17 protein-coding genes and 1 pseudogene are annotated in these 13,794 nt (G+C 68.1%); 5 read left to right on the top strand and 13 right to left on the bottom strand.

Going from position 1 to position 13,794, the window contains the following annotated elements; all coding sequences use genetic code 11:
* Positions 1–122 precede the first annotated feature (122 nt).
* Positions 123–566: an XRE family transcriptional regulator gene (locus AB0H71_RS18715; RefSeq protein ID WP_357022109.1), complete on the top strand. Its 444-nt coding sequence runs from the start codon at positions 123–125 to the stop codon at positions 564–566.
* Positions 567–594: 28 nt separating this feature from the next.
* On the opposite strand, the gene AB0H71_RS18720 is transcribed toward AB0H71_RS18715, so the two are convergent.
* Positions 595–945 (bottom strand): Lsr2 family protein, encoded by a 351-nt coding sequence (locus AB0H71_RS18720; protein WP_357022111.1) that lies wholly within the window; start codon positions 943–945, stop codon positions 595–597.
* 462 nt (positions 946–1,407) lie between these two features.
* Here AB0H71_RS18720 and AB0H71_RS18725 point away from each other — a divergent pair, with 462 nt between their 5' ends.
* Complete coding sequence (locus tag AB0H71_RS18725; protein WP_357022114.1) at positions 1,408–1,605, top strand: hypothetical protein; 198 nt, start codon at positions 1,408–1,410, stop codon at positions 1,603–1,605.
* A gap of 370 nt (positions 1,606–1,975) precedes the next feature.
* Positions 1,976–2,173 carry a hypothetical protein gene (locus AB0H71_RS18730; RefSeq protein WP_357022117.1) on the top strand — a complete coding sequence of 66 codons (198 nt, stop codon included), beginning with the start codon at positions 1,976–1,978 and terminating at the stop codon, positions 2,171–2,173.
* 774 nt (positions 2,174–2,947) lie between these two features.
* Here AB0H71_RS18730 and AB0H71_RS18735 read toward each other — a convergent pair.
* The 4 genes and pseudogenes from AB0H71_RS18735 to AB0H71_RS18750 form a co-directional block, all read right to left on the bottom strand.
* Positions 2,948–3,547, bottom strand: a complete 600-nt coding sequence (locus tag AB0H71_RS18735; protein ID WP_357022119.1) for a hypothetical protein — start codon at positions 3,545–3,547, stop codon at positions 2,948–2,950.
* A gap of 326 nt (positions 3,548–3,873) precedes the next feature.
* Positions 3,874–4,312, bottom strand: a pseudogene (locus tag AB0H71_RS18740) (DDE-type integrase/transposase/recombinase); the annotation flags it as partial.
* A gap of 190 nt (positions 4,313–4,502) precedes the next feature.
* On the bottom strand, positions 4,503–5,339 hold the full coding sequence (locus AB0H71_RS18745; RefSeq protein WP_357022122.1) for an IS3 family transposase: 837 nt from the start codon (positions 5,337–5,339) through the stop codon (positions 4,503–4,505).
* Between the two features lie 20 nt (positions 5,340–5,359).
* Positions 5,360–5,659 (bottom strand): transposase, encoded by a 300-nt coding sequence (locus tag AB0H71_RS18750; RefSeq protein ID WP_357022125.1) that lies wholly within the window; start codon positions 5,657–5,659, stop codon positions 5,360–5,362.
* Between the two features lie 116 nt (positions 5,660–5,775).
* Between AB0H71_RS18750 and AB0H71_RS18755 the strand changes: the two genes are divergently transcribed.
* The gene (locus tag AB0H71_RS18755) at positions 5,776–6,123 is read left to right on the top strand and encodes a helix-turn-helix domain-containing protein (RefSeq protein WP_357023243.1); all 348 of its coding nucleotides are present in this window, start codon (positions 5,776–5,778) and stop codon (positions 6,121–6,123) included.
* 7 nt (positions 6,124–6,130) lie between these two features.
* Here the strand turns inward: AB0H71_RS18755 and AB0H71_RS18760 are convergent, their stop codons facing one another.
* From AB0H71_RS18760 to AB0H71_RS18770, 3 genes are all read right to left on the bottom strand, one after another.
* Positions 6,131–6,889 carry a flavin reductase family protein gene (locus AB0H71_RS18760; RefSeq protein ID WP_357022128.1) on the bottom strand — a complete coding sequence of 253 codons (759 nt, stop codon included), beginning with the start codon at positions 6,887–6,889 and terminating at the stop codon, positions 6,131–6,133.
* Positions 6,846–8,678 (bottom strand): FAD-dependent monooxygenase, encoded by a 1,833-nt coding sequence (locus AB0H71_RS18765; RefSeq protein ID WP_357023246.1) that lies wholly within the window; start codon positions 8,676–8,678, stop codon positions 6,846–6,848. Before AB0H71_RS18765 ends, AB0H71_RS18760 begins: the two co-directional genes overlap by 44 nt.
* Positions 8,679–8,744: 66 nt before the next feature.
* Positions 8,745–8,966: a hypothetical protein gene (locus AB0H71_RS18770; RefSeq protein ID WP_357023325.1), complete on the bottom strand. Its 222-nt coding sequence runs from the start codon at positions 8,964–8,966 to the stop codon at positions 8,745–8,747.
* On the opposite strand from AB0H71_RS18770, the gene AB0H71_RS18775 reads away from it, so the two are divergent.
* A complete protein-coding gene (locus AB0H71_RS18775; RefSeq protein ID WP_357023249.1) occupies positions 8,875–9,441 on the top strand; it encodes a TetR/AcrR family transcriptional regulator in 567 nt (188 codons plus the stop codon). The two genes, AB0H71_RS18770 and AB0H71_RS18775, sit on opposite strands and share 92 nt — an antisense overlap.
* A 129-nt stretch (positions 9,442–9,570) precedes the next feature.
* Here AB0H71_RS18775 and AB0H71_RS18780 read toward each other — a convergent pair whose 3' ends face one another.
* The 5 genes from AB0H71_RS18780 to AB0H71_RS18800 form a co-directional block, all read right to left on the bottom strand.
* On the bottom strand, positions 9,571–9,729 hold the full coding sequence (locus AB0H71_RS18780; RefSeq protein ID WP_357022131.1) for a hypothetical protein: 159 nt from the start codon (positions 9,727–9,729) through the stop codon (positions 9,571–9,573).
* 126 nt (positions 9,730–9,855) lie between these two features.
* A complete protein-coding gene (locus AB0H71_RS18785) occupies positions 9,856–10,986 on the bottom strand; it encodes an amidohydrolase family protein (protein WP_357022134.1) in 1,131 nt (376 codons plus the stop codon).
* Between the two features lie 42 nt (positions 10,987–11,028).
* The gene (dmpG, locus tag AB0H71_RS18790; RefSeq protein WP_357022136.1) at positions 11,029–12,039 is read right to left on the bottom strand and encodes a 4-hydroxy-2-oxovalerate aldolase; all 1,011 of its coding nucleotides are present in this window, start codon (positions 12,037–12,039) and stop codon (positions 11,029–11,031) included.
* Positions 12,036–12,977 carry an acetaldehyde dehydrogenase (acetylating) gene (locus AB0H71_RS18795; RefSeq protein WP_357022139.1) on the bottom strand — a complete coding sequence of 314 codons (942 nt, stop codon included), beginning with the start codon at positions 12,975–12,977 and terminating at the stop codon, positions 12,036–12,038. Before AB0H71_RS18795 ends, dmpG begins: the two co-directional genes overlap by 4 nt.
* Positions 12,974–13,792, bottom strand: a complete 819-nt coding sequence (locus AB0H71_RS18800; RefSeq protein ID WP_357022142.1) for a fumarylacetoacetate hydrolase family protein — start codon at positions 13,790–13,792, stop codon at positions 12,974–12,976. The genes AB0H71_RS18795 and AB0H71_RS18800 overlap by 4 nt, the downstream gene beginning before the upstream one ends.
* Positions 13,793–13,794: the final 2 nt, after the last annotated feature.

The raw sequence follows: 13,794 nt of genomic DNA on the forward strand, positions 1-13,794 counted from the left end.
CGGCGCCCGGCTACAGGCATCGACACTGCCCGGCGTGCCGGCAGCGCACAGCAGCTACCGCAGGGCTATCAGCATCTATGCTGTAGCATGATCGCAACATCTGAGGAAGTGGGCGTGCCGACATGGAGGACGAGAAGGGTGGTAACGCCTTCTCCGATCGACTCGAGTACCTGTTCCGGACGGTGCCGAACACGCAGGGTCGCCGCTACACCGCGGAGGAGATAGCCCGCCGCGCGGCCGACATCGGCTACCCGATCTCCGCGGTATACGTCGCGCAGCTGCGTTCGGGGTTGAAGCAGAATCCGTCGCTCAAGCACGCCACCGGCCTCGCCGCCGCCTTCGGCGTCGACATCCGCTTCTTCACCGATGACGAAGCCTGGCAGCGGGGCCGCCAGGAGATCGAATACCTGCGGCTGCGCACCGCCCCCGGCCTGGAGGCCGTCGCCTTCCGCGCCGTCGACCTGTCCCAGCAGTCGATCGCCTCGCTCATCGACTACCTGAAATTCCTGCGCGTGCAGGAGGGGCTGCCCCCCGATCCGCCGGAGCTGCCCGAGCCGGCGTTGTGATCACCCAGCACCGAACAGGTCCGCCAGCTCACAGTGGTGTCGGAGCCGAATTCGCCCCAGCCTCGTCCCCACGCCCTTCGGAATCCGCCGCGTCGCGGTAGGCGCGCAAGATCTTCGCGGAGACCCGGCCGTTCGGCTCCACCCGGTAGCCGTTCCGGTGGGCCCACTCGCGCACCGTCTCGGGCGGACCCGACCGGACCTCCCGCACCCGGCGAGCGCGGCTCTTCCACAGCTGGAGCATCCCCCGGAAGAGGTCCGCGTTCGCGGCGCTCAGATCGATCTCGAATTCCGCGCCGTCCACCGAGAAGCGGACGGTCTCCGCCGCCGGTGATCGGCCGTCGAAATCGTCGATCCACTGGATGTCGACCTTCTTTCCCATCGGTGGTCATCTTCCGGTTCGCCGGTGCATCGCCCTAGAATGCTCATACACTTACCGGCGGTCACCCGATGAAGTCCACTGTCCAAACAGGTTCCTACGCAATAACACTGGAGCGATCGCTGGTTGTCGTCGGCGCACAGACTGCCTGAGACCGTATGCTCACTCGGTCCGAGTAGAACCGGCCACCGCACACCGCGCCCGCTCCGTCGGAGCGCGCCCGGCCACCAGGGTCCCCGGTCCCGAGTGCAGCCGTCCGCGCAGCTCCCGGCGGCGGCTTCCCTACCCGATCGGCGGCCCTTCGACATGACACCGAGCCGGATTCCCCCGCTGGCTACCGGTCCTCGACATCGTCGAGCCGGGGATGATCCGGAAACCCCGCCTCGACGGGGCGCGCCGCGCAGCCGTCCCATCACCCCCGCACGCCTGACACCGGTACCCGATCCAGGGGATGAGATCGTCGCCGTGCGGGTCACCGACGTGCTCGACTTCTTCGCCCGCTGCCCCGCCTGCGGGTACGCCGCACAGGCCACCGCCGTCGAGCGCGAGCGGGCCGACGGGCGAACCGATGCCACAAGGCGGATCGGCTGCGCATTGCCATGCGGCTGGCAGGACGAGGCGCAGACGGTCTACACGATTGACGGCACCCCCGGCGTTCGATGAAGACGACCCCGGTGATCCGGTGACGCGATCCGTCGGGGAGGCCGAGTGCGGCAGCGGATGCGCGAGCGCACTTCGCTGGCACGCTGAATCGGACGCGGTGCACGGCAGACGATCGAAGTCCGCTGGTGCTTCCGGCGGCAGCGAGGGGCCGAGGGCCGACCAGGTCGTCCCGGCCCATGATGCGCTCGACTGATCGGCGGCCGTTTCGATGACGCGGCGGAGATCGGCGCGGGCCCGGCCGGTGGTGTGGGTGATCGACCTGGTCACCCGCACGGGGATGCAACCCCCTCGAGGCTCTGGCGGTGCTACTCCGATCTCGACGTCACCGGCACCGCTGGTCGAAGGCAAAGGTGCAGGAGCCGCGGGCCGAGTGCGCAAGTCCGCGCCCGAGACCGACAACGGGTGGCCACGCGTCCGGCTGCCCGACTACTCCGTGGAGTCTTCGCGCGCGGTGATCAAGAACCTCGAGATCGCGGAAGGGCCGTACCCGATGGGGGCTGCTGTTTCCGGCTCGCACTGGTCGGTGCGCAACCCGAACAACTCCGGCCGGATCCGGCGTGCGGTCTGAAGGAAAAACCCCCCCTGGGGCACCCCGCGGACCCTCCGCAAAGGCGTGGCGACCGCTGCCGACCATGCCGACGAAGGCCCCCGAGCGCGTCGGCCGCCAGCTCGGCAATTCCCGTGAGTTCACGGCAACCACGACATCGACCGGCCCGAAACGGTGCCCGACAGCCAAGCTGTTCCGGAGGCGCGGGCGAGGTGCCGAAAGTAGGCGATTTAGACCGGCTCGGGCCGAGCCTCGCGGCGTGTCGCGAAATAAAACCTCGAACTCCAATCGATCCCGACACATCCCAAGAACGCCGACTGAATCCCACCAAAAGTATGAGATTTTGGTGAGACGATCCGGCGGCTTCTTCGATAGGCCGCCACACGCGGACCTGCCTCCAAGGGACGGGCGGTCCATGGCGGAGGTACAACCGGCTTGCGTTCACTTACTAACGGTAGAGCTACGTCGACGGCGTGTCGAACTGCCGCCACACCGAGAACTCCTCACCACAGCGAACAATTGGCTATCGGACCGAGCGGGGGAAGGTACATCGAGCGGGCGGAGGCTGCTGCAACTGCCGGTGATCGGCTCCCGGCCGGGCCGCCATCGGTTGCATCCACTTGCGTTTGTCGGCAAGCAGCCCACGTGGGACAACCGACTATCTCGCTGCTCGCGGCGGGCGAACCCGGCGAACATCTCCGAGTTCGCGTGGTCGCCGAAGCCGGCCAGACACTCCACGCGCGACGTTTGGCGTCGCAACGTTGCAGCGGGTCCTGAACTGCCGGTTCGCGCTGTTCAGCTATAGACGTACTTGCTCAGCCCCTTTCGTAATTCGTAAAGGTCCGGATTCGAGAACAGCCAATGCCGCTCGCCCGGCGCGAACCGCACTGACGCCGTCGGGCACCCGCCGGATGCACTACCGAGAATCTCCTCGGTGCCCAGCAACCGTGCCGACTTCGCTTCGTAGATCTTGGCGAGGTACCGCCCACGGAACTGCGGCAGCCGCTTGCCACCGACGAATTCACACTCCTCGATCAGCTCACCGCCTTCCTGACTAATTCCCAGACAGACGACGAGCTGATACCTGAGCGGATCCGACTGACTCATCCACTCCGGCTGCTGATCCATAAAACTCCAGATCGCGGTGTACCCGGCGAACACAGCGACCGGATGCGGCGCGGGACCGGCGTACGCGTCCGCCGCCGGATAGAAGCCCTGCCGCGGCGAACACGGCTCGGCCATGAATTCAATGCCACGCGGCTGTGTAGTGACGGCCGTCGGAACGCTGCTCGCCATCCCCGTGGTGCCGTCGAACTCTCCACAACCCGTCAGTACCATCACCACCGATGCCGATACCACCCATCGGAGGGCAAATCGACCCATTTTCGCTGTCACGCGCATTCCTGCACTTTCTGCCGCCACGCCGAGATATCCCGGATAGCAGGGTAGACCTGAGGAAGCGCTCGATTGCAGCGAGGACCGACAAGCGAATCCCTCTGCCCGAGTTCAGCTTCGTGCCCGTGGTGGCGCTCAGACGTCGGCAGCGTCGCCTCGCCCCCCGACGCCCTGACCATCGTACCGCCGCCGGGTCACCGCCTACGGGTGAGCCCGACCTCGACCGCAACGCCCGGCAGCGGCGCGCCTGTCCCCCGCGACGACTGATCCGACTCGAATGGAGGTGCCGAAGCACCCGGGGCCGGTGCACAAATAGGTGATGGCGGTTAGGCAGCACGGCGGCCTGCCGGGGTCGTGATCGCTTCGTACTCGATCGGAGGTCAACTGGCCGAGCCGGTCCTGACGGCGCTGCCGGCGGTAAAGTGCTTTCGATGCAGGACACGATTGCGATCTGCAGCTGTTCGCGCGTCTGCCAGGCTCGCCGTCCAGGACGTTGCGTTGCAGCAGACTGAAGGAGCTCTCCATCGCTGCGGTGTCACCGGCTGAACCAACCCCCACCATGTGAAATCGGTTCAGCGTGTGCACACAGCGCCGGGCGCGCAATTGCGATCCTCTGTCGGTGTGAACGACGCTGGCGACCACCTCACCGCGGCGGGCGACTGCGTTGCGTGAAGCGGTCACCGCCAGTCGTGAAGTCATCCGGGAGTCCATAGAAGAGCCGACGATCCGGCCCGAGTGTCGATCGAACAGTCGACCCTTGCCCGTCGTACAGCACACCGATGTGGGCATACAGTCAGCTACGTCGTGCGATTGTCGCGGAAATGAGTGCTCATTGCCTTCTGCCGACTGGCGCGTTGGTGCCGCTATTCGAGGCGAAGCGCCCGCAATTGAGGTTCCCCCGGTTCTCTGGAGGGCTTGATGTTCCCCCGGTTTCGTGGAGTCGCGATGCTGGACTTCAAGCCACGGGTTGGACCGGTGGTGGAATCATCTCGCACTCGATCGGGGTCCGCATGCCAAGGGCGGAGTGGCGGCGGCGCCGGTTGTGGAAGATCTCGAGGTATTCGAACATCGCGTTCGCCAGCTCGATCCGGGTCCGCCATCGTCGCCGGTTCAGGAGTTCGGTTTGCATTCTGCCCCAGAAGGATTCGATGACGGCGTTGTCGTAGCAGTCGCCGATCGACCCCATCGACGGCACCAACCCGGACCTGCGTGCCCGCTCAGTGAACGCCCACGACGTGAATTGAACGCCGTGGTCGGAATGGATGATCGTGGCTCCCGGCCGAGGTGAGCGGTTCGATATCGCCATGCCCAGGGCATTGGTGACCAGCGCCGCGGTCTGGGTCGAGTCGATCGACCAGCCGACCACCCGCCGGGAGTAGGTATCGAGCACGACAGCGCAGTAGATCTTGCCTTCCCGGGTGTAGTGCTCGGTGATGTCGGTGACCCACAACTGGTCCGGCGCCGTGCGAGTGAATGCCCGGTTGACCAGGTCACCAGCACTCGGTGTCTGCTGGCGGGGGCGGGAGCGCTTGACCCCGAGCAGGCCCTTGATCCCGGCTCGGGCCATCAGCAGCTCGACCTGGTTGTAGCCGACACCGATCCCGAGACCGAGGGTGAGCTCGGCGTGTACACGTGGTGCGCCGTAGGTGCCGCGGGAGGCGCTGTGCACGGCCCGGATCTGCTCGGTCAGCCAGGCGTGGCGGATCGATCGCTGCGACGGCGGGCGGGATCTCCAGTGGTAGAAGCCCGACACCGAGACATCCAGCAGCCGGCACGCGACCTGCACCGGCAACCCCTCGCTGGCGATGGTGGCTATGGCCGCGTACCGCCTTTTGGGCTGTTGCCCTGCTCTTTGAGCAGCTCACGAGACCTTTTCAGGATTGCGACCTCGTGCTCGAGCTCGCGGATGCGGCGTCTGGCCGCGGTCAGCTCGGACTGCTCGACGCTGGTCGCGCCCGGTAACTGGCCGGTGTCGATCAGTTCCTGCTTGCGCCAGGTGTAGATCGTCTGATCGCTGATGCCCAGGTCCACGGCTACCTGGGCGACCGGTCGCCCTGCGGCGACCAGGTCCAGGACTTTGCGACGGAACTCTTCGGGGTAACGCCTCGGCACGAACAACTCTCCTTCGATGAGTCCGTGACCAAGAGTCAAGCAAACCAACTCCGAGGAACCGGGGGAACATCATCCGTGCGGCATGGCCGGACAACGGGCGCACCATTCGAGAGACACTGGACCGGGTCGGCGACAAGTGGTCGGTGCTGGTCATCGGGATCCTGGCGGTCTCGGAGCCGCTGCGTTTCGGCGAGCTGCACCAGCGGGTGCCCGGCATCTCGCAGCGGATGCTGACCACGACCGTGCGCCATCTCGAGCGCGACGGCCTGCTGACCCGCACCGCCTACGCGGAGTTCCCGCCGCGGATCGAGTACGAACTCACCGGACTCGGCGACAGCCTGCGCACGGTGGTGACCGCGCTGGCGCAGTGGGCCACCGACCACGATGCCGAGATTCGCGGCGCGCGGGCAGCTTTCGACCATACCGCCGAGGCCGGGAGCCGACCGGCGCGATCGGCCCGATGACCGTCGGCTACCTGCTCGGTTCCCTGGGCAACTGCCGGTTGCCGGCAGCCGAACCCTCCAGCCCGGCGAGGAGGCGCTCGTCGCCGGGGATGACCATCTCGAAGGCCGACTCGACCGAGGTGTAGTCGAAATAGCCCATGCGGGCGATCGGGCGCAGGCGCAGCACATCGATCCGGCCGTCGGGGGTGAGCGCGTCGTCGTCGATGTGCACGGCGATCACCCGCCCGAACACCACGTCCACGGCGCCCATGGCGCCCCCGCCGGGGAGCCGGACGGTCTGCATGTACTCGCATTCGAAGCGCACCGGCGAATCGGCGACCATCGGCGCGTTCACTCGGACGGCCTGCTGCTTGTGCAGGCCTGCGCGTTCGAATTCGTCGACACCTGCCGGGAGCGCCTCGGCCGTCTCGTTCACTGCGTTGCGCAGCGCCCAGGTCGCCATGTTCCAGACGAAGGCGCCGGTGGCCTCGGTGTTCACCACGGTGTCCTTGCGCACGCCGTCCACCGTCTGATTGGCCGAGAACACCACCATGGCGGGGTCGAAGCTGACATTGGTGAACTGACTGACGGCGCCAGGTTGTCCCGGCCCGTGCGGTCGCGGGTGGAGATCCAGCCGATCGGGCGGGGCACCACGCAGGAATCGTCCCGCGTGCTCGCCCGGTAGTGAGCCCTGCTCGCTGTGCAGGTCCTCGTGTGCGGCTTTCTCGGCTGTACCTCCTCGGTCAGTTCTCGGCGCCGGCGTGCAGCAGCCGGCGCAGCGGCCCACGGCCGGTGGGCGGATGGGATTCCGGCTCCGGCACAGCGACCGGAACCGGTGTGCGGCCGCGAATCCGGTCGAGCACGGCCGCGGCGCTCGCGGGCGCGGTGTTCCCGCGCCAGGCGACGTGCTGGTCGGGCCGGACCAGCACGAGATCGCGCTCGTACAGCGCGCGGGCGTGGTCGTCGCGGATGTCGACGACGTGCAGCGGGGTTCCGCTCTCCGCAGCGGCGGCGACGAAGGGACGCACGTCGGTCTCGGTGAAGCGCAGTAGCGTCAAACCCTGCCCGAACAGGTCGAACAGCGCCGTGCCATCGGCGAGGAACACGCTGGGCGGCCGGCAGCCCGGGTCGGTACCGGGATGGTAGACATGCATTCCGCCGTCGGGCCGGGGCCGATGCTCGTGCTCGATGACCGGTGACGTGTCGTAGCGGTATCCGTGCTCGATACCGTCGGCCTCGTTCTCCAGGTTGCCGAGATCGAGTATCTCGCGGCCGATTCTCGACCGTTCCCGGTCGCCGTCCCAACCCTGGCTGTGCAGGCGCCTGGAGTGCATCGCCTTGATGGCGAGCCGGACCAAGGTGTGCCGGGCCGACGCCTTCCGATTGCGCACAGCGACCTGCCGTCGCTCCGTCTCGTAGGCGTGCAGCAACCCCGGTCCGCCCCAGCCCCTGACATTGGCCGCGAGCATCCAGCCGAGCCCGACGGCGTCCCCGACGCCGGTGTTCATGCCGTAGCCGCCGGCCGGCACCACCTGGTGCGCCGAGTCCCCGGCCAGCCACACCCGCCCGCTGCCGAACTTGTCCGCGAGCGACAGCCGCGGGCGCCAGGCGTTGGCGACCAGGATGTCACACTCGAATTCGAGGCCGAGGTGATCGAACAGGAACTGCTCGGGGTCGATCGACTCCGCGTCGACGCCACAACCGATCGGACAGTGCAGCGTCCAGGTGTCGCGGTCGTTCTGTGAGATGAGGGTCCACCCCTCCGGCGACTGGGTGTGCCAGCTGGTGCCGAAGCGTTCGAGCAGCGCGCGTGCCGGAGAGGTGAAGTGCACCATGTAGACCCGGCCGTCCATCGGCATCTCGCGATCTTCCCGGTACGCGCGCAGCGCCGCGGGGACCAGGCGTTGCAGCCCGAGCTCACGGGCGGCGAGGCGTTGCAGATCGATGTCGTGGAGCGCGATGCCCAGCTCTCTGCGCACGACGCTGCCTGCGCCGTCGCAGCCGGCCAGGTAACGGGCCCGGACGGTCTGCGTCCGGCCGGTGGCGGTGCACCGGATGACGGCGTCGACACCGGAGCTGTCCTGCCGGAACGAGACCAGGCCCCAGCCGTAACGGACTTCGATGCCCTCGGCGCGGGTTTCGAGGATCTCCTTCAGTGCGGGCTCGAGAATTGCCTGGGAGACCCGCATCGGCGGCTCCAGGGCGGCGGTGCCGTCGTTGGCTGCCCGGAATCCGGCGCGACGCTCGGCCACACTCGGGTAGCGGAACCGGGCCAGCTCCCACCCTCCCAGTTTCGTGACCCACGAGACGTCGAAGGGATGGTCCTCGCCTACCGCGACCTCGCGGAGGTCGTCGGCCACGCCGAGATGCCGGAACAGCTCCATGCTGCGGCCGTTGGTGATGTCCATCTTGGGATGCGAGGTGGTCGTCGGGTTGCGTTCCACGAGCATCGCCGCGACGCCGTGGCGTGCGAGGGTCAGCGCCAGTGTGAGCCCAACCGGACCGCCGCCCGCGATCAGAACCGGTACCTCGACCGGGGCCGCGTCCGTTGCTCTGTGGTCGGAACTTGCGCCCATGGCCACGCCCTCTCCTCGCTGTGGTGCGAGTCTCGGCTCACCTCTTCCGCTATTGAACACTACTGTTCAAATCGAATCAAGTATGTCTATATGTCCTTGATAGAGTTCCGATCGATATCGGTTGGCTGCAGGCTCTGCGGCGGAGTGGAAGGCCAGGTCGATGAATTCGACGGATCGGCGAATCAGTGCGGCCGCGGTGCGGTTGTTCACCGAGAAGGGGTCGACGCAGATCACCGTCAGCGAACTCGCCCAGGAGGCGAATGTCGCGCGCGGGACGCTGTATCGCAACGTCGGATCCGTGGACGAGCTCTTCGACCGGGTGGTGGCCGAACTCAGCGCGGACATGCACCTGCGGGTCTCGGCCGCCTTCGCCGTCATCGACGATCCGGCGGCTCGCCTGGCGACCGGTATGCGGTTGTGGGTGCGGTACGCGTTCGAGAACCCGCTGATGGGGCGGTTCGCGGTGCGCTTCGGGCTCACCGCGGAGTCGCTCCGCACGATGATGACGGGCCCGCCGAAGCTCGATCTGGATCTCGGGATCGAGACGGGCCGGTACAACCTCGGCGACTGCGATGTGACCGGCGTCGTGTCGTTGGTGCTCGGCGCGACGATCAGCGCGATGTGGATTGTGCTCGAAGGCCACCAGACATGGCGCGAGGCGGGTTCGGCCACCGCGGAGTTGGTGCTGCGCTCCCTCGGCATCGAACCAGCCGACGCGCGCGCGATCAGCCGGATCGAGCTGCCGCGGCTGCCCGCTGGCTGATCGCCGGCAGGCGTCAGAACGGGTGGGGGCCGATCCGGGCCGGGCTTTAGGCGGGCCTGCGAGACCCACAGGACTGTGCGCACGGGGGAATCCGTTCTGCGAAACGGAAAGCGACCGGAGCGGATGCGATCAGGCGTAGATGCTGTCGATCAGCTCGGCGTGGTTGCGCACGACCACGGCGCGCTTGATCTTCATGCTTGGCGTGAGCTCGCCCGACTCCACCGTGAGCTCGCGCGGCAGGATGCGGAACTGCTTGATCGTCTCCCAGCGATTCAGTCCCTCGTTCACCACGTCGATCGCGCGCTGCCCGAAGACGTCGCAGAGCCCGTCCGACAGCCCCGACGACAGGCCCGCACCGACCGGAGGTCGGGGTGGGCCTGTCGGGCTGATCCGTCGCGGGGAGAATGCCGGTTCTCAGCCGCTGACGGCGTCGGCGAGGCGGGGGAGCTGACGCAGGGGGTTGTGGTGCTCGACGTCCATGCGCTGCTCGGCGTCGAAGATCTCGCTCAGCCCGGGGGCCGGGTCGTGGCTTCCGGTTTGCGGCAGGGTGGCGGCACTGAAGGGCCAGTCGGAGCCGAAGACGATGTGGTCACGGCTGGTGACGGCCAGCGTGGCGGCCATGGCGGCGGGTGAGCCGCTGAGCGCGGTGTCGTAGTAGAAACGCGAGATCTGGTTCTTGATGTCGAGCACCGATGGTTTGGGCAAATTGTCGGGCCACAGGTCGCCGAGCACGGTCTGGGAGGCGACGCTGATCCGGTGTGACAGGAACGGCACAGTGCCGCCGGCGTGGGCGAGCTGGAACCGGATGTTCGGGTAGCGCTGGGTGAGGCCGGTGACCATCATGAGGGTGGCGGCGCGGGTGGTGTCGAAGGTGAATTCTTCGAGGAAGTCCGGAAGCGGCAGTTCGGGTTTCGCGTCGGCGGGGATGGCGGCGGGGTGCACGAACACGAACGCGTTGCGCTGGTTGAGCGCGATCATCAGCGGTTCGAAGCGCGGGTCGCCGAGGTAGACCCCGTCGTAGGCGGTCAGCAGCACCACACCGTCCAACCGCAGGGTGTCCAGGGCGAAGATCGCTTCGGTGATCGAGGCCGCGATATCGGGCATGGGTAGCACCGCGAAAGCACCGAAGCGGGTGGGGTGGGCGCGGAACAGGTCGGCGGCGTAGGTATTGCAGTAGCGGGCCATGTCGTTGGCTTCGGGCCCGCGCAGATAGGACACACCGGGGTCGGAGACCGACAGGGCCTGGGCCTGGATGCCGTAGTAGTCCATGAATCCGAGGGCTTCCTCTGGTGACCACTGCGGAGTCGGGTAGCCGCCGATTGTCAGGTGGCCGTGCTCGAGCAGGGAGGCCCGATAGTCCGGGGGCAGGAAGTGGGCATGCAGGTCGATGCGGTAGTTCCCGGTGGGAGGGGGCTGACGACGTAGCGGTGCGGCCTGGGCTGTGGGCAGCGTGGTGCTCAGGGCGGCGGCGCCGAGGGCGGCGGCACTGCCGCCGAGCAGGCGACGGCGGCTGGTGGGCCGGCCGGCGAAGGGGCGGAGGGTCATCGGGTCTCATTCACTGTGTGTGGGGGGAAAGGAGCGGGCTGGTTAGCGGCGCGCGGAGCCTATGTCCAGGGCGATGTCGACGAGCATGTCCTCCTGTCCGCCGACCAGCCCGCGGCGCCCGGCTTCGGTGAGCAGGGTGCGGACGTCGACGCCGTATGTCGCGGAGGCGTTCTCGGCGTGGCGCAGGAAGCTGGAGTACACCCCGGCAAAGCCCAGGGTCAGCGTCTCCCGGTCGACCTGGACGGGGCGGTCCATGAGCGGGCGGATGAGATCGTCGGCGGCGTCGGTGAGCGCGTTCAGATCCGCGCGGTGTTTCCAGCCGGTCAGATCGGCCACGGCGACGAATGCCTCGAGCGGTGTGTTGCCCGCGCCCGCGCCCAGGCCGGCCAGTGAGGCGTCCACACGGGTGACCCCCTCCTCGACAGCGACGACGCTGTTGGCCACCGACAACGAGAGGTTCTGGTGGGCGTGGATCCCGATCTCGGTGCCGGGATCGAGTACGTCGCGGTAGGCGCGGACTCGCTCGCGGACCCCGTCCAGGGTCAGCCGCCCCCCGGAGTCGGTGACGTAGACGCAGTGCGCGCCATAGGATTCCATCAGCTTCGCCTGTTCGGCGAGGCCGGCCGGGGTGTTCATGTGGCTCATCATCAGGAAGCCCGAGACGTCCATGCCGAGTTCGCGGGCGCAGCCGATGTGCTGGGCGGCGATATCGGCTTCGGTGCAGTGGGTGGCCACCCGGACCGAGCGCACGCCCAGGTCGTAGGCGCGGCGCAGGTCGGCGATGGTGCCGATGCCGGGCAGCAGCAGGGTCGTCAGCCGGGCGTGGGTCAGCGCGGCGGCAGCGGTTTCGAGCCACTCCCAGTCGGTGTTGCTGCCGGGGCCGTAGGTGAGGCTGGTTCCGGAGAGCCCGTCGCCGTGCGCGACCTCGATCGCGTCGACGCCGGCGGCGTCGAGGGCGGCGGCGATCGCGGCGAGGTGGTCGGGGGTGATGCGGTGGTGCAGGGCGTGCATGCCGTCGCGCAGCGTGACGTCCTGGAGGAATACGGTCGTCATCGGGTCGGCTCCGGGATCGTGGCGATCTGTTCGGCGACTCGCAGCGCCGCGGAGGTCATGATGTCGAGGTTGCCGGCGTAGGCGGGCAGGTAGTGGGCGGCTCCTTCGACTTCGAGGAAGACCGTCACCTGATGGGTCACCGGGTCGTCACCGACGAGGGTGCTCAGCGGTTCGTCCGGTGCCAGCTCGGTGATCTGGACTTGCTGTTTGAGCCGGTAGCCGGGCACGTAGGCGGCGACCGACCCGACCATCTCCTGGATGGACTCCCGGATACGTTGCGCCGCATCGGCTTGCGGGTCGTCGATCAGTGCCAGCACGGTGTCGCGCATGATCAGCGGCGGTTCGGCCGGGTTCAGCACGATGATCGCCCGCCCGCGCCGTGCCCCGCCGACGGCGTGGATGGCTTCGCTGGTGGTCTCGGTGAACTCGTCGATGTTGGCGCGAGTGCCGGGACCTGCCGATTTCGAGGCGATGGAGGCGACGATCTCGGCGTAGGGCACTGGCGTGACCCGCGCGATGGCGGCCACGATCGGGATGGTGGCCTGTCCGCCGCAGGTGACCATGTTGACGTTGCCCGCGTCCAGATGCTCGGCGAGGTTGACCGGTGGGACGACGAAGGGGCCGATCGCCGCGGGGGTCAAGTCGATCAGCCGTTTGCCGTAAGGGGCCAGGGCCGCGGCATTGGCCTGGTGGGCCTTGGCGGAGGTGGCGTCGAAGACGATGTCGATCTCGTCGAAGCCGGGCATGGCGATCAGCCCCTGCACGCCCTCGGCGGTGGTGGGCACGCCGAGGCGCTCGGCACGGGCCAGCCCGTCGGATCCGGGGTCGATGCCGACCATGGCGGCCATCTCCAGGTGCTCGGAGACGCGCAGCACCTTGATCATCAGGTCGGTGCCGATGTTGCCCGAGCCGATGACGGCGACCTTGGTGCGGCTCATATGTTCTTCTCCCAGGTGAAATCGACGGTGCTCAGGACGTCGGTGCCGAGGGTCAGTTCGGCGTGCACGGCGGTTGCGGGCGTGAGCGGGGCCATCGGGCCCAGTGCGCCGGAGAGCACGATGTCGCCGGCGCGCAGCGGGTCGCCGAACTCGCGGGCGGTGCGGGCGAGCCAGGCCAGCGCCTCGAGGGGGTCACCGAGGCAGGCGGCGCCGGTGCCCTCGGAGACGAGCTCGCCGTCGATGGTCATCCGCATGGCGATCTCGCGCGGCTCGAATTCGGCGACTGTGAGCTGCCGTTCGCCGAGGGTGAACCAGCCGCTCGAGGCGTTGTCGGCGACGGTGTCGGCGAAGGAGATGTCCCAGTCGGCGATGCGGCTGTCGACGATCTCCAGGGTTGCCACCGCGTAGGCGATCGCGCCTCGAACCCGCTCCGCGTCGAGCCGGTCGTGGTCCAGGTCCGAGGCGAGGACGAAGGCGAGTTCGGCCTCCACCTTGGGCTGCAGCAGCGGGGGCCGCTGCGCGAGCGGGGTCTGGGGGACCTGCATGTCGGCGAAGAGCACGCCGAAGTCGGGCTGGTCGACCCCGAGCTGCTGCTGGACCGCAGGCGAGGTCAGGCCGATCTTGCGGCCCACCACCCGGGCACCGGCATTGCAGCGGCGCACTGTCCCGATGCGCTGCACGGCGTAGGCGGCGATCACGTCGTCGCGGCCGATCAGCTCGCGCACCGGTTCGGCCGGGATTCCGGTCGTGGAGGCGGTCAGCAGCCGGTGGGCGGCGGCGAGCACGGTGTGGTCGCCGGTCACGGTGGAGGTCACGT

Source organism: Nocardia sp. NPDC050697 (assembly GCF_040654395.1).
Classification (GTDB): domain Bacteria; phylum Actinomycetota; class Actinomycetes; order Mycobacteriales; family Mycobacteriaceae; genus Nocardia.